The sequence below is a fragment of the Bradyrhizobium sp. genome (assembly GCF_016219575.1).
In the GTDB taxonomy this organism is placed as follows: domain Bacteria; phylum Pseudomonadota; class Alphaproteobacteria; order Rhizobiales; family Xanthobacteraceae; genus Bradyrhizobium.
The window spans coordinates 67,764-85,968 of sequence record NZ_JACRMG010000018.1; the positions used below are offsets into that span (position 1 = coordinate 67,764).

Consider the following 18,205-nt stretch of genomic DNA (forward strand, 5'->3'; position numbering starts at 1 on the left):
CGCCCTCTCGCAATCCTCGAATGCACCGCCATGCTGATCGCGTTCAAACTCAAGCTTGCTCTCGCCTGCGTCGCCGGACTTGCCGGCCCGCTTGCGGTTGCACCCCTCCTGTCCGATGCCGGAATTCGCGGCGGCGCTGACGGCACCGGACAGGCGATCGTGGAGGTGCGCGCCGGCAACGTGTCCTACCGCGTTGCCGGCGACTTCACGCGCAATGGCAGGCAGGCGGCGGCGCCATTGCGGCACATCACGTTCCAAGAGCCGCTTGCCATCATGAAACATCAGGTCAGCTCGGCCGACTATCAGGCCTGCGTCGATGCCGGTGCCTGCCGCTCGCTCGATCGCGGCGTCGTCATCGCCCCCGATCGCCCCGCGGTGCAGGTGAGCTGGCACGATGCCAACGCCTATGCCGGCTGGCTCTCGCGCAAGACCGGCGAGCATTACCGCCTGCCGACCGACGAGGAGTGGGCATTCGCGGCGGGCAGCAGGTTCAGCGATGACGGCCTGCCGGTCGACAATGACGATCCGTCAAAGCGCTGGATTGCGCGCTACGAGCGCGAGTCCGAGCGCAAGCCCGGCGGCGGCGACGTACGCGCCTTCGGCAGCTTCGGCATCAACGAGAACGGGCTCGCCGACCTCGCCGGCAATGTCTGGGAATGGACCTCGACCTGCTTCACCCGTCACCGGCTCGACGATGCCGGGGAGACGGTATCGGCGAGGTCGAATTGCGGCGTCCGCGTCGTCCAGGGCCAGCACCGCTCCTATGTGACCGATTTCATTCGCGACGCCCGCGCCGGCGGCTGCGCGGCCGGCGTGCCGCCGGACAATCTCGGCTTCCGCCTGGTGCGGGAGCCGCAGTCCTGGGTCTCGGCCGTCGCCAAGGCGCTGCATATCGCCCGCGGCTAGCCACTTCCGTGCCCCTGCCACGCGGCCTGCGAAAATAGGCCGCGCTGAAATCCCCATTTCCGGTACGTTTCTTGTATGCATGTGGCGTGTATGCGCCCCTGCGCGGCTATTTTTTGAGCATTCGATGCGCTGTCTGGTTGTTGCCGACCTGCACTATTCCCTGCCGCAGTTTGACTGGCTGCTTGCGGCTGCGCCTCAGTTCGATCTCGTGATCTTTGCCGGCGACGCGCTCGACGTCGGCTCGTTCGTGGATTTCCGCGCCCAGATCGTGGTGGTGAAGAAGTATCTTTCGCTGCTGTCAGGGATCACCAAGGTGATCCTCTGCTCCGGCAATCACGATCTCGACGAGCGCAGCGCGGAAGGCGAGAAGATCGCGCGCTGGATCGGCGACGTGCGAGAACTCGGAATCGCCTGCGACGGCGACAGAATCGAAATCGGCGATACGCTCTTCACGGTATGCCCGTGGTGGGACGGGCCCTCGGTCAAGCAGGGGCTGGAGGAGCAATTGCGGGCGGACTCGGCGAGGCGCGGCCAGCGCTGGATCTGGGTGCATCATGCGCCGCCTGCGAATTCGCCGACCAGTTGGGGCGGCAAACGCTTCTTCGGCGACGTCGACCTCGTGCAATGGATCACGCACTACCAGCCCGAAATGGTGATCTCCGGCCACGTGCATCAATCGCCCTTCATCACCGACGGCTCGTGGTACGACAGGCTTGGCGATACCTGGGTGTTCAATAGCGGCCTGCAGCCCGGCCGGCCGCCGGTCTATATCGTGCTCGACATCGACGAGGCCAAGGCGTTCTGGCTGCCCGCGGGCGATGCGCGATACATTGACCTCACGGCGCCGCTAAAGCGTCCCGCGCTGCCGATCGTGCAGCCGCCGCCCTGGCTCATATCCTTGGATCAGATTGCCGATCCGATCCTGGCGAAACCTCCGACGGCGGCAGGTTGATCATGCTTTGCAGCAAGTCGCCCACCATGGCGAGGTGCGTGCCATGGCCGGCATATTGCCGCTTCAGGTCGGCGAGATAGGTGTTGGCGACGTTGAGCCGCTGCGCCAGCATACGCGCGATCAGGATGGCCGCCGCCGGCTGCTTGCGCAGGAACGCCGCCGCATCGTCGATCTCGTAGATCGTCGAATCCTGCGCCGCGCGCACGGTCGCGGTGTGCGGCGTGTCGAGCAGGACGCTCATTTCGCCGAGCACCGCGCCGGGCTCGATGATGACAGCCACCACCGCCTCGCCCTTGATCACCTCGAGCCGCCCCTCGATCAGGACGTAGAGATGACCGGTGCGGCCACCCTCATGGAGAACCTCGGTGCCGACGGCCACGCTCCGCTTCGCCCCGCCTATGCAGTATTCCAGGATATCGCGCATGCCTCACCACCCTGCACCAGACTAGGCGGGAGGATAGCACCGGTCGAACGCATATTGTGGCCGGTCTGCTGAAATAACCGGCATCGACCAGCCTGCCCCGTTTTCCGAACGGCGACCGCGAAGCGCCATCCGTGGTGCGGCCTGTGCGCTCGCATGTTCTGGAATCGCTCTAAACTCATCGCTTTGAATCTCTCTAAATCAGTGATTTCGCGACATCGCGTCGCTGACGACAACGCGCTCGACGCGGTACTCAGCGACATCAAAATCATCTCCTGCCGGAGCCCGTTCATGACGACATTTCGCGCCCTCTCCGCCACCGCGGCCGCGCTTTGCCTGGCCGTATCCGCGGCGGCGACGACTGCCAGCGCCCAGAGCGGCGAAGTCAACGTCTACACCTATCGCGAAACCAAGCTGATCCAGCCGCTGTTCGATGCCTTCAGCAGGGATACCGGCATCAAGGTCAACATCGTCTCGGCGAGCTCCGGGCTCGAGCAGCGCATCAAGGCTGAAGGCGCCAACAGCCCGGCCGACGTGCTGCTCACCGTCGATCTCGGCCGCCTCGACGACGCCGTGCAGGCCGGCGTCACCCAACCGATCAAGTCAGTGGCGATCGACGAGATCGTGCCGCCGCAGTTCCGCGATCCGGACGGCCAGTGGGCCGGCATCTCCATGCGCGCACGCGTGGTCTATGCCTCGAAGGAGCGCGTCAAGCAGGACAGGATCACCTACGAGGAACTCGCCGACCCCAAGTGGAAGGGCAAGATCTGCATCCGCTCCGGCCAGCACATCTACAATAACGGGCTGTTTGCGGCCTATGTGGCAAGGTACGGCGAGGCCAAGGCCGAGGAATGGTTGAAGGGCCTGAAAGCCAATCTGGCGCAAAAGCCCTCCGGCGGCGACCGCGAGGCGGCGCGCGACGTCGCGGCCGGCAAGTGCGACATCGGCATCGGCAATACCTATTACTGGGCGCTGATGATGAACAACGACCCGGAGAAGAAGCCGTGGGCGGAAGCGACCCGCGTGATCCTGCCGACCTTCGAGGGCGGCGGCACCCACGTCAATCTCTCCGGCGTGCTGCTGGCCAGGCATGCGCCGAACAAGGCCAACGCCATGAAGCTGATCGAGTGGCTGGTCGGCGAAAGGGCGCAGCAGATCTACGCCGATTCCAACTACGAATATCCGATCCGCGCCGGCGTCCCCGTCAATCCGACGATTGCGGGCTATGGCAGGCTCGTCGCCGATCCGACGCCGGTCGCAAAGATCGTTGCGAGCCGCAAGGCGGCCGCCACGCTGGTGGACAAGGTCGGGTTCGATAATTGATCGATCGCAACGCGTCGCAAGAGCAATCCGGCCACTATGCCCTCTCCTCCCCGGGAGAGGGCATAATGCTGCATGGGTTTTCGGTGAACTGCCGATGCGCGCCGGCGTGATCCGAACCGCGCAGACCGGGCGGCTGGCGGCGGCCATCGCGGTCGGGACCGCCATGCTGGTGGCGGCTCCCGTGATCTCGATCATCGCGCTGGCGATGCAGCCCGCGCCCGACGTCTGGCAGCCGCTGATCGAATACGTGCTGCCGAGGAGCCTGCTCGACACCGGGCTGCTGCTCGGCGGCGTCGCCGGGCTGTCGCTCGCGATCGGCACCGGGACGGCATGGCTGGTTTCGCTGTATGACTTCCGCGGCCGGGCGGTGCTGCTCTGGCTGGTGCCGCTGCCGCTCGCGATCCCCACCTATCTCGCAGCTTACGTCTATGTCGATTTGTTCGAGCCGCTGGGCCTCGTCCACCACGCGCTCGGGGCCTGGCTGCCGCTGGCGGAGACGGTGCGCCTGCTTCCGAACCTGCGCTCGCTACCCGGCGCAATCATCGTGATCGCGCTGGTGCTCTACCCCTATGTCTACCTTTCGGCGCGCCCGATGTTCCAGCTCCAGAGCGCGGAGTTTGCCGAGGCCGCCAGGACGCTCGGCGCCGGCCGCTGGACCATTTTCTGGCGCGTCTCGATGCCGATGGCGCGGCCGGCGCTGGCGGTGGGCGTCGCGCTGGTGTCGCTGGAGACCCTCAACGACATCGGCGCCAGCGAGTATCTCGGCATCCGCACGCTCACAGTGTCGGTGTTCACCACCTGGCTGAACCGCGGGAGCCTCGCCGGCGCCGCCCAGATCTCGTGCCTGATGCTGGCGATCGTGGCCGGACTCATCGCGATCGAGCGCTACGGACGGCGCAACGTGACGACGGAGTTTTCCGCCGAGAGCCCGCGGCTGACGCCGCGGACCCAACTCGCGGGGTTCGAGGGTATCTGCGCGCTGGCGGCATGCCTGCTGCCCGTCGTCCTCGGATTTCTCGTGCCGCTGTCCTATCTCGCGCATCAGAGCTTCAAGCGCGGGCTGCTCGCCAATTTCGACACGGCCTTGTGGCGCGATGCCTTCAACTCGGTCGCGTTCGCATCGCTTGCCACGCTGGCCGCGCTGCTGCTCGGCTTTGCGACCATTCTCGCCTGGCGCTGGCGGCCGACCGCCCTGCGCTTTGCGGCGATGAACATCGCGCAAACCGGCTACACCCTGCCGGGGCTGGTGCTGGCGCTCGGCCTGCTCGCGCCGCTGCTCACCATCGACAACGCGCTGAATACGCTCGCCGGATGGTTCGGACGTTCGCTGCCGGGACTGATCATCATCGGCTCGGGTGCCGCCGTGGTCATCGCCTATGTGATCCGCTTCCTCGCGGTGCCGACCGGCTTCCTCAAGGCGGGGTTCGAGCGGATTCCGCGCGACTATGACGACAGCGCGCGCGCTGCCGGCGCCAGCCAGGGCACCACGATGCGGCTGATCCATCTGCCGCTGCTGCGCCCCGCGATGCTCGGCGCCGTCATCGTGGTGTTCGTGGATTGCCTGAAGGAATTGCCGGCGACGCTGCTGCTGCGGCCGCTGAACGTGGAAACGCTGGCCACCTCGATCTACCAGTACGCCAGCCGCGGCAGTTTCGAGGATGGCGCACTCGCCGCCCTTCTGATCGTCGCCGCCAGCATCGGCCCGGTGGCGTGGCTGACGCGTTTCTCGGACATGCCGAGCGGGCCGGCGTGAGATCGGCGGCTAGATCGCGCGCGTGAAGCGGCGGAAGCCCGGCGCGCCCGCGATGGCCTCGAAGGCCGGATCGCACTTCTCTTCGGCGAAGGCAAAGCCGGCCCTGGCGTAAGATCGTTCGGCTGCCTCATTGCCGATCAAGAACGAAATCGAGGCCTGCCGGATTTCGGCGGCCTTGCCGGCCGCCAGTGCGTGAGCGATCAATGCCTGCACCAGCCCGCGCCCGCGATATTGCGGCAGCGTGGCGACATGCTCGATCAGCCACTCGCCCTCGCCGCCCTGTACCCAGCAGTTTCGCGTGTAGGCGCCGCGGCGGAAGATGGCGGGCGCCTCCGCTACGCCGGCAATCTCCTCGATCGCCGCCCGCGCGCCAGGTCCCGTCCCAGCTGCCGGCAAGGCGCACAACGAGGCAGCCGCCTCGCCTTCGACTTCGGCAATGATGAACCGAGAGACGTGCCACCACGACTGCGTTTGCGCGGTGGCGATCCGTTCGACGAAGGCCAGGCATCGCGGCTCGTCCCAGCCGAGCGCGATGTCGAACCAGCCGCGCGGCAGCGGGCCGCGCTGCGAGGACAGGATGTTGCGGGCGATGAAAGCGGCGTCGCCGGGCAGCGCGGGGCGGATCGTCGGCAACGACCGCCCCATCGCGAACCTTACGCGTTCTTCAACGCGACGCGGAATTCGGCCTCGGTGTTGGCCTTGACCTCGTCGAGGGTGACGCCGTCGGCAAGCTCGATCAGCGCCATGCCGTCCTTGCCGTGCTTGTCGATGGTGAACACCGCGAGATCGGTGACGACCATGTCAACCACCCGCTCGCCGGTGAGCGGCAAATTGCATTTCTTCAGGAGTTTCGGGCCGTCCTTGGCGGAGTGCTCCATCACGACGACGACGCGCTTGACGCCGGCGACGAGGTCCATGGCGCCGCCCATGCCCTTGACCATCTTGCCGGGGATCATCCAGTTGGCGAGGTCGCCGTTCTGCGCCACCTGCATCGCGCCAAGGATCGACAGGTCGATATGGCCGCCGCGCACCATGGCAAAAGAATCCGCCGAGGAGAAATAGCTGGTGGAAGGCAGCTCGCTCACCGTCTGCTTGCCGGCGTTGATGAGATCGGCGTCGACCTCGTCCTCATAGGGGAACGGGCCCATGCCAAGCATGCCGTTCTCGCTCTGCAGGTTCACGTCGATGCCGTTGGGGATGTAGTTCGAGACCAGCGTCGGAATGCCGATGCCGAGGTTGACGTAATAGCCGTCGCGCAATTCCTTTGCGGCGCGCGCAGCCATCTGTTCACGGGTCCAGGCCATTTGCAGTTCTCCTGATTACGCGGCGGGGCGCGGACGGGTGTTGCGGAATTCGATGTGCTTCTTCGCGGTGCCGACTTCGACGATGCGTTTGACGAAGATGCCGGGGGTATGGATGTGGTCCGGGTTGAGCTCGCCGGCCGGCACGAGATGCTCGACTTCGGCCACGGTGATCTTCGCGGCCGTCGCCATCATCGGATTGAAGTTGCGAGCAGTCTTGCGGTAGATCAGGTTCCCGGCGGTGTCGCCCTTCCAGGCATGCACGATGGCAAGGTCGGCAAACAGGCCGCGCTCCATCACGTATTTCTCACCGTCGAATTCCTTCACTTCCTTGCCTTCGGCGATCAGCGTGCCGACGCCGGTCTTGGTGTAGAAGGCCGGGATGCCGGCGCCGCCGGCGCGAATGCGCTCGGCCAGGGTTCCCTGCGGATTGAATTCGAGCTCGAGTTCGCCGGCGAGGTATTGCTGCGCGAACAGCTTGTTCTCGCCGACATAGGACGAAATCATCTTCCTGATCTGACGCGTCTCGAGCAGCCGGCTCAACCCGATACCGTCAACGCCGGCATTGTTCGAGATGAAGGTGAGGCCCTTGACCCCGGAATCGCGGATCGCGTCCGACAGGGTTTCGGGGATGCCGCACAGGCCGAAACCGCCGGACATGATCATCATGCCGTCCTTGAGAATGCCGTCGAGAGCCGATTTGGCGTCGGGATAGACCTTGTTCATGCGAATTACCTGATGGAGGGAGGCGCAGAGTCTTCTAGGTGGCGCATGATCACCCGGGAAAACCGGGGCCCCTTTTGCAGATCATGCGCTCGGCCTGCTTGTTCGGGCTTTTATTAGGCGAATTCTTCGCAGCGCGTCAATGACGGGCATATGCCCGTTTCCGCGTCAGTACGGCCTTGAAAGAGACAAGAAAACCCATCAAGTTGCGGGGGTTGGCTCGGGCGGGGAGGCCCGGCTCCATGTGGCATGCCGCCTCCTGTTTCCTCAAACACCATCAAGACACCTAGCTGGATCATGGCATTGACGATGGCCCAAGGAATGAAGCGCCTGGGGATGCCGGTTGCGGCATTCTTCGGCGTGGCCGTGCTGTGCCTGATGGCGATGTCGTGGTTCCTCAACCGCGACGCGCTGCGGCAGGCGGTCGAGGCGCAAATCCGCGCCGTCACGGGGCTCGATCTCGTCGTCAAGGGAACGATCGACATTTCGGTGTTTCCCGCAAGCTACGTGTCCTTCCATGACGTCGGCCTGAAGGGCGGGCGGACCGCCGACCCCGCGCTGAATGTCGACGTGCTGACCGCCAATCTGCAGCTGCTGCCGCTGTTGCTGCGGCGGTTCGAAATCGCCGACCTGATGTTGCTGCGCCCCGTCATCCGCGTGGTGCGCGACGGCAATGGCGAGAGCAACTGGACGCCGTTCGTCGACCGGATCGTCACGACGATGAAACCGGGCGCGGAGAACCAGGTCTCCTTCTCGGAGATCCGCATCCAGGACGGCGTGCTGAACTACGAGGACGCGACCAACCACGTCGCCGAAAAGCTCGCCGACATCGATCTCTCGCTGGCCTGGCCATCGATCTCGCGCTCCTTTGCCGCGACCGGGCAGTTCGACTGGCGCGGCGAACGCATCGACGGCTCGGTCAGCGCCAGCGATTTCGTCGCCCTGCTGTCGGGCGAGCGATCGGGGCTGAAGGCGCGCCTCGCCTCGGCGCCGCTGAAGCTCGCCTTCGACGGCACGGTCGCCAACCGCACCAGCCTGATGATGGAAGGCACGATGACGGTCGACTCGCTGTCGCTGCGCAACGCGCTGCGCTGGACCGGGCAGCAGCCGCCGGCCGGCGGCGGCTTCGGCCGCTTCGCGCTGAAGGCGCGCGCCAATGTCGTTGGCGGTTCGGTGGCGCTCACCAATGTCAATGTCGAACTCGACGGCAATGTCGCCGAGGGCGTCATGACCTTCGCCATTAACGGCCGCCAGACCATCCAGGCGACGCTTGCCGCGGGCAACCTCGACTTCACGCCCTACATCTCCACCGTCCGCCTGCTCGCTTCCGGCGCGCGCGACTGGAACCGGCAATTGTTCGACCTCAACGCGCTGTCGGCGACCGATCTCGATATGCGCCTGTCGGCCGCCAGGGTGACGGTAGGCCCGACCAAGCTCGGCCGCACGGCGTTCGGCGCGAATTTGCGCAATGGCGCGCTGGCGCTCAGCGTCGGCGAGGCGCAGATGTATGGCGGCGTCGCCAGGGGCTCGCTGGGCATCGCGCGTTCCGACACGGTCGCCGACGTTCGCGCCCAATTCCAGCTCACCGATGTCGACCTGCAGGCCGCCGCCGCCGAACTGTTCGGCGTCAACAAGCTCTCCGGCCGCGGCAACCTCAACGTCTCGCTGGTCGCCTCCGGCTCGAGCCCGTTCGGGCTCGCCTCCTCGCTCGACGGCACGGCGACGCTCACCGGCCATGACGGCGCGATCTCGGGCTTCAATGTCGAGCAGCTCCTGAAGCGGCTGGAGCGCCGGCCGCTGTCCGGCGCCGGCAATTTCCGGCAGGGCTCGACGCCCTACGACAACATCAACGTCTCGGTGAAATTCGCCGACGGCATCGCGACCGCCGAGGACGTCCGCGTCGAGAGCCCGACCTCGCGCCTGACCCTGACGGGAACGGCGTCGGTGCCGGCGCGCGAATACGATCTCAAGGGCGTCGCCAGCCTGATCTCCTCGACCAGCGGCAGCCCCGGCTTCGAGCTGCCCTTCGTCGTGCAGGGGCCGTGGGACGATCCCCTGATCTTCCCCGATCCGGAAAGCCTGATCCGCCGCTCGCCCGCGACCGAGCCGCTGCTCGACGCGGTCAAGGACAAGAAGACGCGCGACGCCGTCAAGTCGGTGATCGAGCGCTTCACCGGCGGCGGCCTGCGCCGCCCCGCGCCGGATGCCGCGCCCGCCCCGGCCGCAGCCGAGGCAACCAAGCCGAACTAGCCGGCTCCGCTCACAGCGGCACGGCGTTTTCGCCCTGCGCGCGCGACAGTTTCGAGGCAAACGACGCCACCGTGATGACGACGGCGATCAGCGCGATCACCATGGTACAGATGGCGTTGATCTCCGGCTTCACGCCGAGCCGCACCTCGGAATAGATGCGGATCGGCAGCGTCGCCGAGCCGGGACCGGTGGTGAAGCTCGCGATCACGACGTCGTCGAGCGAAAGTGTGAAGGCGAGCATCCAGCCCGCGGCGATCGAGGGGATGATCAGCGGCAGGGTGACGGACAGGAAGGCGCGCACGGGATCGCAGCCGAGATCCATCGCCGCCTCCTCCAGGCTGCGGTCGATCGCCCCCAATCTCGACTGCACCACCACGGTGACGAAGCACATGGTGAGCGTGGTGTGGGCGATGGTCACGGTCCAGAAGCCGCGACCGGCATCCAGCGCGACGAACAGCAGCAGCAGCGACAGGCCGGAGATCACTTCCGGCATCACCAGCGGCGCATAGAGCATGCCGGAGAACAGCATGCGCCCCTTGAAGCGTTCGCCGCGGGTCAGCGCCACGGCGGCGAGCGTGCCGAGGATGGTTGCAATCGTTGCCGATACCGCGGCCACCCGCAGGCTCATCCACGCCGCATCCATCATCGCGCGGTCGTTGAAGAACTCGTAGTACCATCGCAGCGACCAGCCGCCCCACACGGTGACGAGCCGCGAGGCATTGAAGGAATAGATCACGAGGATCACGATCGGCAGGTAGAGGAACGCCAGTCCCAGCGCGAGCGCGGTGACGTTGAACGGCGTGAGGCGGTTGATCCTGCGGGAGGCCATCAGCGCGCCTCCAGCTGGCGGTGCTGCAACCGCTCATACAGCAGCAGCGGGGCGACCAGCAGCACCAGCAGCACCACCGCGACAGCCGAGGCGACGGGCCAGTCCTTGTTGGTGAAGAACTCCAGCCACAGCGTCTGGCCGATCATCAGGGCATTGGAGCCTGCGAGCAGATCGGGGATGACGAACTCGCCGACAACAGGGATGAAGCACAGCAGCGCGCCTGCACCCACACCGGGCAGCGACAGCGGGAACGTGACCTGCCAGAACGCCTGCCACGGCGAGGCGCCGAGATCGGCGGCGGCTTCCAGCAGCGCCGGATCCTGCTTCGCCAGCGTCGCAAACAGCGGCAGGATCATGAACGGCAGATAGGAATAGACGATGCCGATATACATCGCGGTGTCGGTGGAGAGCCACACCAGCGGCGCCGAGATCAGGTGCAGCTTGAGCAGCACGGTGTTGAGCAACCCGTCATGCTGCAGGATGTTGATCCAGGCATAGATGCGGATCAGGAACGAGGTCCAGAACGGCACGATCACCAGCATCATCGCGATCGCCTGCCAGCGCTGCGGCAGCCGCGCCATGCCATAGGCGACGGGATACCCGATCAGGAGCAGGATGGCGGTCGAAACCAGCGCGACCGTCAGGCTGCGCAGATAGGACAGGATGTAGAGATTGTCCGAGATCAGCAGTTTGAAGTTCTCGATCGAGAGCTGATCGAACGCCGCCACGGTCGCTTCGCGGCCGCCCCACAGGTCGAACAGCGGCACATAGGGCGGCTGCGCGATCGCGGTCTGCGACAGCGCGATCTTCAGCACGAAGCCGAACGGCACGAGGAAGAACAGCACCATCCACAAATAGGGCGCGATCGCCGCAAAGCTCGCGGGACGCGCAAATATCCGGCGCGCGCTCATTGTTCCAGCACCAGGCAGTCGTCGGGCATGAACCACGCCACCACGCGCTGGCTTGCCGCATAGGCATCGACGATCCGCGTGGTGTTGGCCATCGACGAGCGCACGATGGCGCCGGAGTCGAGCTTCACCCTGTAGGTGGTGTGGCCGCCGAGGTAGCTGACGTCGGTGATGACGCCCTCCAGCCGGTTGAAGGCATGCGCGCTGGTGCCCTCCGCCGCGGGCGCGCGGCGCGACAGCTTGACCTTTTCGGGCCGGATCGCGACGCTGACCACGGACTTCGCAAGCGGCGAGCGCGGCTCCGCCACGTAGAGCGTGCCGGCATCGCGCGTCGCGATGGCAAGGCGGCCGGCCTCGGCGGCGCCGACCTGCCCCTCGAACAGGTTGATGTCGCCGACGAACTCGGCGATCCAGCGCGAGGCCGGCGTCTCGTAGAGATCGCGCGGGGTCGCCACCTGGTCGAGCCGGCCGGCGTCCATCACGCCGATGCGGCTCGCCATGGTCATCGCCTCTTCCTGGTCGTGGGTGACGACGATGAAGGTCATGCCGAGCCGGCGCTGCAGCTCCATCAATTCTTGCTGCGTGCTCTCGCGCAGCTTCTTGTCGAGCGCCGCCAGCGGCTCGTCGAGCAGCAGCACCTGCGGCCGCCGCGCCAGCGAGCGCGCCAGCGCCACGCGCTGCCGCTGCCCGCCGGAAAGCTGGTCCGGCTTGCGCTTCTCGAGCCCCTCGAGCTTGACCAGCGCCACCATCTCGGCGACGCGGGTCCTGATGTCGGCCTTCGCCATGCCGGCGCGCTTCAGCCCGAAGGCGATGTTGTCCTTGACCGACAGATGCGGAAACAGCGCATAGTTCTGGAACATCATGTTGACGGGCCGCTCATGCGGCAGCACCGGAGCGATGTCCCTTCCATCGAGCAGGATGCGGCCCTCGTCCGGCGTCTCGAAGCCGGCAAGCATGCGCAGAAGCGTCGTCTTGCCGCAGCCGGAGGGACCGAGCAGCGCAAAGAACTCGCCGGCGCGGATATCGAGCGTGACGCGATCGACCGCACGGAAATTGCCGAATTTCCTGGTCACCCCTTCGATGCGCAGGAGCGGCATCTCGGGCTCGGGCTGCGGCTCGATCCGCGCCGGCACGGCCGCAGCGGGCTCTGGCCTCGCGGGCGCGGCCGCCGGCTCCGGTTGCGACGGCTCTGCAGGCAATGCCTCCGGCTTTTCAGCCTCGATCACCGGCGATTCCGGTTTGGCAGGCCCTGCCGCCGCCTCATTGTCAGGTCGTTCCTCAGCCATGTTCCCCGCCGGCCCCGTCGTGGCTGCAAGCTAGCGACGGATCGACGGCGGCTCAACAGGCCCGAAACCGCTGCCGGGCGCCGCAGGCCGGTTCAGCCGGCCCAAATCCCCAAAAAATTCGTGTCCGCGATGTGAACGCGTTCCGGACTGGGCGCGACTATCGGCTGGAGTTGATGGCCGATCGGGGGGACCGATGCAGGATGAAGCGCCGCGACGTGTGAATATCTCGACGGACATGTTTCCGGACCAGAAGCGCCTTGCCATGTGGCGCGAGGTGTATGGGCGCGGCATCGCGCACGTCGACATCGAGCAGCTTGGGGATGCGCCGTTTCACGCCGATGTTACCTTCAATCTGCTGCCCAATGTCGCCATCGCATCCGGCGCACGCTCGCCCGCGCATTACCGCGTGACGCGCGAACTGCTCAAGGACAACAGCGACATCATCGCAGTCAGCATATTGCGATCGGGCGAGGCTTCGGCCACGCAATTCGGCCAGGAGTTGATCGGCGGCGTCGGCAGCGCCAGCGTGCTGTCGGGGGCCGATCCCTCCGTCAGCACGCTGACCACCGACGGCAGCTTCATCACGCTGGCGCTGTCGCGCCCCGCCATCGCGGAACTGGCCCCGGATTTCGAAGCCGCCTTCGGCCGGCCGATCCCCGCCGACGATCCGGCGCTGCGCCTGCTCATCAAGTATCTCGACGCCGTACTGGCCGCCGACGAACTGGACCATCCGGAAGTCGCCCGCTCCGTCTCCGCCCATATTCTCGACCTTGTGGCGCTGGCGCTGGGCGCGCGCGGCGAGCGGGCCGAAGCCGCGCTCGGCGGCGCCAAGGCGGCGCGGCTGAAGGCGCTCAAATCCGACGTGATGTCGATGCTCGGCAACGGCGAACTGTCCTCGGAACTGATCGCCGGCCGCCACGGCATCTCGTCGCGCTATGTGCGGAAGCTGTTCGAGCAGGAAGGAATCTCGTTCACATCCTTCGTGCTCGGCGAGCGGCTGACGCGGGTGCGCCGCATGCTGCGCGATTCCCGCTACGCGCATCTGACCATTGCGCAGCTCGCGCATGCCTGCGGCTTCAACGACATTTCCTATTTCAACCGCGCCTTCCGCCGCCATTTCGGCGCCACGCCGACGGATGTAAGGGGGCACGCCGGGGACGAAGCGGCCGCTACGCCGTCCCAGCCATGAACGCGGCGAGCCGCTCGCGGTCAGCGGCCGGCATGGTGAGGCCGAGTTTCGTGCGCCGCCACAACACATCGTCGGGGAAGCGCGCCCATTCCTTTGTCATGAGGTAGCGCACTTCGGCGCCGGTCAGGTCCGGACCGAAGGCGGGGCCGAGATCCTCTTTCGATTTGGCATCGCCCAAAATCGTGACCAGCCGTGAGCCATAGGCCGAGACCAGGCGGCGCGCCTCGACCTCCCCGAGAAAGCGCCATTGCTCGCGCGCGGACTCGACCTCGTCCTCGAACTTCGCCCAGCCGAAATCGCCGCCCGGCAGCGGCGTCGTCGCGGTCCAGCGCGGCGACATCGGATAGAATCTCGACAGCTGCGACACCGCGCGTTCGGCACGCAATCGCGCCGTGGTGATATCGCCGCCGAAAATCGTCACCAGCGGCGCCTTGCCGCGCCGCGCATCGACATTCAGCACGCCGTCGCGGCGCAGGCCGCTCCCGCCGCGTCCAATCACGGAATTGGCGCCGGCGACCGTGCGCACCACGTCGGCCGCCTCGACCCGCTCCCGGAAATAGCGGTTGGCGGCGTCGCAGAGATAGGCGACGTCGCTGGCTGCCATCGAGACCACGGCCGGATCGCCCTTGAAGGCGTGGCCGACCGTGCCGATCAGCGTGAAGTCGCGCTCATAGGGGCTGGCAAAGATCAGCCGGCGGTCGTGGTTCTGGAACACATAGACGTTCTCGCTGTCGAACAGCCGCTTCACCACGATCTGGCTGATCTGGGTGGTGCCGAGCGGAGGGGCCGGCACGCGCAGCACGGTGTCGGCGACCGAGGCGGTCCAGGCGCCGGTGGCGTTGACCAGCGCCCTTGCCGTGGCGATACGACGGTGACCGCGGTCGATGATCGCCAGCCGCCAGACATCGGTGCGGTCGGCGCGGACGCAGCGCGCGCCGGTGCAGATCTCGGCGCCGTGCTCGGCGGCATCGACCGCCGAGAGCACCACGAGGCGGGAATCGTCGACGATGCAGTCGGAATATTCAAAGGCGGTGCCGAACGGCCGCTTCAGGGCATCGCCGACGGGGTGATGGGTGACGTCGATGGTTTCCGAGGGCGGCAGCGGCCGCCGCGCCCCCAGCCGGTCGTAGAGCCAGAGCCAGGCCCGCAGCACCCAGGGCGGCCGCTCGTCGGCATGCGCGGGAATGGCAAAGCGCATCGGGCGCACCAGATGCGGCGCGATGCGCAGCCAGACGTCGCGCTCGGCCAGCGCCGCGCGCACCCGGCGGAAATCCCGCCGTTCCAGCACCGAAAGATCGCCATGGATCAGCCGCGGCGAGGCCGAGGATGCGCCGCCGCCGAGATCGCCCTGCTCCAGCAGGAGTACGCGAAGGCCCCGCCCGGCGGCGTCGCGCGCCACGCTGACGCCGTTGAGGCCGCCGCCGAGGATTGCAAGATCGAAGTCCGCCATACGCAACGCTGAGAAATGGAACGCCCGTCCCTCTTCTCTAGCCGGTCTTGCGCGCAGGCTCCATGGTGTTGTCGCGGCCGACGAGGGGTGCGTATTGGGCGATCGGCGCAGGCTTGCCCAGCAGATAGCCCTGGACCGCGTCGCAGCCCTCCTTGGCCAGGAAGGAGAGCTGTTCGGCGGTCTCCACGCCCTCGGCGACGATGGACATCTCCAGGCCGTGGCCGAGGTCGATGACCGCCCGCACGATGTTCGCCGATTGCGGGGTCTTGCCGAGATTGATGACGAAGGCGCGGTCGATCTTGATCTTGTCGAACGGGAAAGCCTGCAGATAGCTCAGCGACGAGTATCCGCTGCCGAAATCGTCCATGGAGATGCGCACGCCCAGCGCCTTCAGACGCCGCAGCAGCGCCAGGCCCCGGTCGAAATCCTCGATCAGCACGCCTTCGGTGATTTCCAGTTCCAGCCGTCCCGGCGACAGCCCGGTTTCGAGCAGGATCGAATGCACGAGATTGACGACATCGCCGTGCATGAACTGCGCCGGCGACAGGTTAACGGCGACCTGCAGCGGCACCGGCCAGGACGCAGCCTCCCGGCAGGCCTCGCGCAGGATCCACTCGCCCATCTCGACGATCAGGCCGCTCTCTTCCGCGATCGGGATGAAGTCGGCGGGCGAGACGAAGCCGCGCAGCGGATGCATCCAGCGCGCCAGCGCCTCGAAGCCGATGATCCTGCTGGTGGCGACCGTGTCGCCGGACGCGGCCTGCGGCTGGTAGTGGAGCGATAATTCGCCGTTCTTGATGGCGACCGAGAGATCCTGGTGCAGCACGCGGCGGTCGCGGATCTGCTGGTCCATCTCGGGCTCGAACAGGTTCACGGTGCCGCGCGACTTCTGCTTGGCGCGGAACAGCGCAGCGCCTGCATTGGCGAGCAGCGCGGCGGCGTCCGGACCGTTGTGCGGGAACACCGAGATGCCGGTGGTGACGCCGGTGCGAACAGCCTTGCCGTCGATCTGGAATTCGTTTGCCAGCGCTTCGCCGAGCCGGGCGGCCAGCGCCTGGCCCGCCTCCGGCTGCTTGCCGTCGATGATCAGGCCGAACTCGTCGCCCGAGAGCCGCGCTACCACGCCGCCGCGCGCGGTTTCCTGCAGACGGCGCGCCACCTCGATCAGGACCTTGTCGCCCGTCGCATGGCCGAACACGTCGTTGACTTCCTTCAGGCCGTCGAGGTCAACGCAAAGCACGGCGAACTCCTCGTCGGTGCCGGCGCAGGCCTCGATCATCTGAGCCAGCGCCTGCAGGAAGGCGGCGCGGTTCGGCAGGTCGGTGAGGCCGTCGTGATAGGCCATATGGGCCATCCGCGATTCGGTCTGGCGGCGGTCGGTGACGTCCTCGTGGGTCTTGATCAGGTATTGCGGCTCGCCGGCATCGTCGAGCACGGTCATGCGCCGGGTCAGGAACAGCCGCAGGCCGTCCTTGGTCGAGATCGGGTGCTCCTCGGCGAGCAGGCCGCGCTTCCTGATCGCCGCCTCGTCGCGCGCGACGATCAGCTTTGCCTCGCGTGGATTGAAGATGTCGGCGGCCGTCAGGCCGGTGGCCTCCTCGCGACTGCGGTTGAGAATGGTCTCGGCGCTGCGGTTGGCGAGCAGATATTTGCCGTCCTTGACGCGCTCGACGATCAGCGCGACCGGAATGTTGTCGACCACGAGCTCGAGGAACTTCTTGGCGTTCTCCAGTTCGCGCGACAGCGAACGGCGGTCGGTGACGTCGTCGAACAGCGCGATCAGGAATTCCGGCTGGCCTTTTTCGTTGCGCGCGATCACGCGGTTGGAAGCGAGAATGCGCCGCTGAGCGCCGCGCTCGACCTGGAATTCGTTGCGGTGATAGCCCTCCGGCGCCGAAATCGCCGCCGTGTCGGCCTTGACGATGGCCGCAGCAGTGGCCGGGCTGAAAATCTCCTCGGCGCGCTTGCCGACGATGTGATCGCGCGAGAAGCGCGAGAAGCGCTCGAAGGCGCGGTTGGCGAAGATGTAGCGGCCGTCTTCGATGTTCTTGGCGGCGACGCAGACCGGCACGTTGTCCAGCACCGATTCCAGGAACTGGGTGGTGGAGGACAGCTTTCGCGACAGCTTGCGCTGCTCGGTGCAGTCCAGATGGGTCGCGACCGAACCGCCGTTCGGCAGCGTGAAGTATTTCACCAGCACAGAGCGGCCGTCGGGCAGCTCGGTGATCAATCCTTCCGGCGTGGCCGCACGGCCGTAGAATTCCTCATCGGAGTTGTGCAGCACGCCGCGACTACGCCGCATCTCCAGGAGTTGCGCACCGGTCATGTCGCGCGGCACGTCGGCGCGGGTCAGGCCGTACAGGTTCAGGTACTGGTCGTTGCAGAAGATCACCCGGCCGCGCGGGTCGATCATCACCACGCCCTGGTTGAGATGGTTCAGCGCGGAACTGATGAAGAAGTTGCGCCGTAGCTGCGAGCGCTGGACGCGGCGCAGCGCCGACACCACCCAGATCGCCACCGCACCGACGAAGGAGGCGATCACGATGCCGCCGATCAGGACTTCCCAGATCACGTTGGGATCGAGCGAGCCGACATAGCTCGAAGGCTGGAATCCGCCGGACGCGGCCAGCGCGTGCGCGCACGGCCAGGCGCTGGCGGCAAGGCACACCAGGGCCGTGGCAAGAGAGTTCTTGCTGCCTGCCTGCCAATTCTTGCCAGCCATCAGTCACCCGCGCATTTCAGCGCCGGAGTGTCTGTGTTTGCGGGTTTGGATCGGGTAAACGCGTACCCTTGCAACTCCAAAATGTGACTCAAATTACGGCAATTGCCCTGACATGATTAATGCGCCACTAATGCCGGAGCGCCCGCAGTGCGGCTGCGAGACAAACCAAGGGCTTGGCGGCAACAGATGCTT

At 66.4% G+C, this 18,205-nt stretch carries 15 protein-coding genes; 6 read left to right on the top strand and 9 right to left on the bottom strand.

Features of this window, described 5'->3' with window-relative positions:
* Nucleotides 1-30 precede the first annotated feature (30 nt).
* Together HZB49_RS15850 and HZB49_RS15855 are read left to right on the top strand one after the other, a co-directional pair.
* Nucleotides 31-906 carry an SUMF1/EgtB/PvdO family nonheme iron enzyme gene (locus HZB49_RS15850; protein WP_291612940.1) on the top strand — a complete coding sequence of 292 codons (876 nt, stop codon included), beginning with the start codon at nt 31-33 and terminating at the stop codon, nt 904-906.
* Between the two features lie 124 nt (nt 907-1,030).
* A complete protein-coding gene (locus tag HZB49_RS15855) occupies nt 1,031-1,858 on the top strand; it encodes a metallophosphoesterase (RefSeq protein WP_291612942.1) in 828 nt (275 codons plus the stop codon).
* On the opposite strand, the gene HZB49_RS15860 is transcribed toward HZB49_RS15855, so the two are convergent.
* Nucleotides 1,797-2,282 carry a cyclic nucleotide-binding domain-containing protein gene (locus HZB49_RS15860; protein WP_291612943.1) on the bottom strand — a complete coding sequence of 162 codons (486 nt, stop codon included), beginning with the start codon at nt 2,280-2,282 and terminating at the stop codon, nt 1,797-1,799. The two genes, HZB49_RS15855 and HZB49_RS15860, sit on opposite strands and share 62 nt — an antisense overlap.
* A gap of 288 nt (nt 2,283-2,570) precedes the next feature.
* Between HZB49_RS15860 and HZB49_RS15865 the strand changes: the two genes are divergently transcribed.
* A complete protein-coding gene (locus HZB49_RS15865) occupies nt 2,571-3,602 on the top strand; it encodes a Fe(3+) ABC transporter substrate-binding protein (protein WP_291612944.1) in 1,032 nt (343 codons plus the stop codon).
* A 94-nt stretch (nt 3,603-3,696) separates the two neighbouring features.
* Entirely contained in the window at nt 3,697-5,355 is a 1,659-nt protein-coding gene (locus HZB49_RS15870) for an iron ABC transporter permease (protein ID WP_291612945.1), read from the top strand.
* A gap of 9 nt (nt 5,356-5,364) precedes the next feature.
* Here the strand turns inward: HZB49_RS15870 and HZB49_RS15875 are convergent, their stop codons facing one another.
* Genes HZB49_RS15875 through HZB49_RS15885 form a run of 3 tightly spaced genes read right to left on the bottom strand, consistent with a single transcriptional unit; the run spans nt 5,365 to nt 7,382 of the window.
* Complete coding sequence (locus tag HZB49_RS15875) at nt 5,365-5,988, bottom strand: GNAT family N-acetyltransferase (RefSeq protein ID WP_291612947.1); 624 nt, start codon at nt 5,986-5,988, stop codon at nt 5,365-5,367.
* A 20-nt stretch (nt 5,989-6,008) separates the two neighbouring features.
* Nucleotides 6,009-6,659 carry a 3-oxoacid CoA-transferase subunit B gene (locus tag HZB49_RS15880; protein WP_291612949.1) on the bottom strand — a complete coding sequence of 217 codons (651 nt, stop codon included), beginning with the start codon at nt 6,657-6,659 and terminating at the stop codon, nt 6,009-6,011.
* A gap of 15 nt (nt 6,660-6,674) precedes the next feature.
* Nucleotides 6,675-7,382 carry a CoA transferase subunit A gene (locus HZB49_RS15885; protein ID WP_291612951.1) on the bottom strand — a complete coding sequence of 236 codons (708 nt, stop codon included), beginning with the start codon at nt 7,380-7,382 and terminating at the stop codon, nt 6,675-6,677.
* Between the two features lie 306 nt (nt 7,383-7,688).
* Between HZB49_RS15885 and HZB49_RS15890 the strand changes: the two genes are divergently transcribed.
* Nucleotides 7,689-9,629, top strand: coding sequence for an AsmA family protein (locus tag HZB49_RS15890; protein ID WP_291612952.1), 1,941 nt, complete (start codon nt 7,689-7,691; stop codon nt 9,627-9,629).
* 10 nt (nt 9,630-9,639) lie between these two features.
* Here the strand turns inward: HZB49_RS15890 and HZB49_RS15895 are convergent, their stop codons facing one another.
* Genes HZB49_RS15895 through HZB49_RS15905 form a run of 3 tightly spaced genes read right to left on the bottom strand, consistent with a single transcriptional unit; the run spans nt 9,640 to nt 12,463 of the window.
* The gene (locus HZB49_RS15895) at nt 9,640-10,458 is read right to left on the bottom strand and encodes an ABC transporter permease (RefSeq protein WP_291612954.1); all 819 of its coding nucleotides are present in this window, start codon (nt 10,456-10,458) and stop codon (nt 9,640-9,642) included.
* On the bottom strand, nt 10,458-11,369 hold the full coding sequence (locus HZB49_RS15900) for an ABC transporter permease (protein ID WP_291612956.1): 912 nt from the start codon (nt 11,367-11,369) through the stop codon (nt 10,458-10,460). Before HZB49_RS15900 ends, HZB49_RS15895 begins: the two co-directional genes overlap by 1 nt.
* On the bottom strand, nt 11,366-12,463 hold the full coding sequence (locus tag HZB49_RS15905; RefSeq protein WP_291613053.1) for an ABC transporter ATP-binding protein: 1,098 nt from the start codon (nt 12,461-12,463) through the stop codon (nt 11,366-11,368). The genes HZB49_RS15900 and HZB49_RS15905 overlap by 4 nt, the downstream gene beginning before the upstream one ends.
* A gap of 406 nt (nt 12,464-12,869) precedes the next feature.
* Between HZB49_RS15905 and HZB49_RS15910 the strand changes: the two genes are divergently transcribed.
* Nucleotides 12,870-13,841 (top strand): AraC family transcriptional regulator, encoded by a 972-nt coding sequence (locus tag HZB49_RS15910; protein WP_291612958.1) that lies wholly within the window; start codon nt 12,870-12,872, stop codon nt 13,839-13,841.
* Here HZB49_RS15910 and HZB49_RS15915 read toward each other — a convergent pair.
* Both HZB49_RS15915 and HZB49_RS15920 read right to left on the bottom strand, forming a co-directional pair.
* Nucleotides 13,822-15,291, bottom strand: a complete 1,470-nt coding sequence (locus tag HZB49_RS15915; protein WP_291612959.1) for a glycerol-3-phosphate dehydrogenase — start codon at nt 15,289-15,291, stop codon at nt 13,822-13,824. The two genes, HZB49_RS15910 and HZB49_RS15915, sit on opposite strands and share 20 nt — an antisense overlap.
* 37 nt (nt 15,292-15,328) lie before the next feature.
* Nucleotides 15,329-18,013 carry an EAL domain-containing protein gene (locus HZB49_RS15920; RefSeq protein ID WP_291612961.1) on the bottom strand — a complete coding sequence of 895 codons (2,685 nt, stop codon included), beginning with the start codon at nt 18,011-18,013 and terminating at the stop codon, nt 15,329-15,331.
* Between the last annotated feature and the right edge of the window lie 192 nt (nt 18,014-18,205).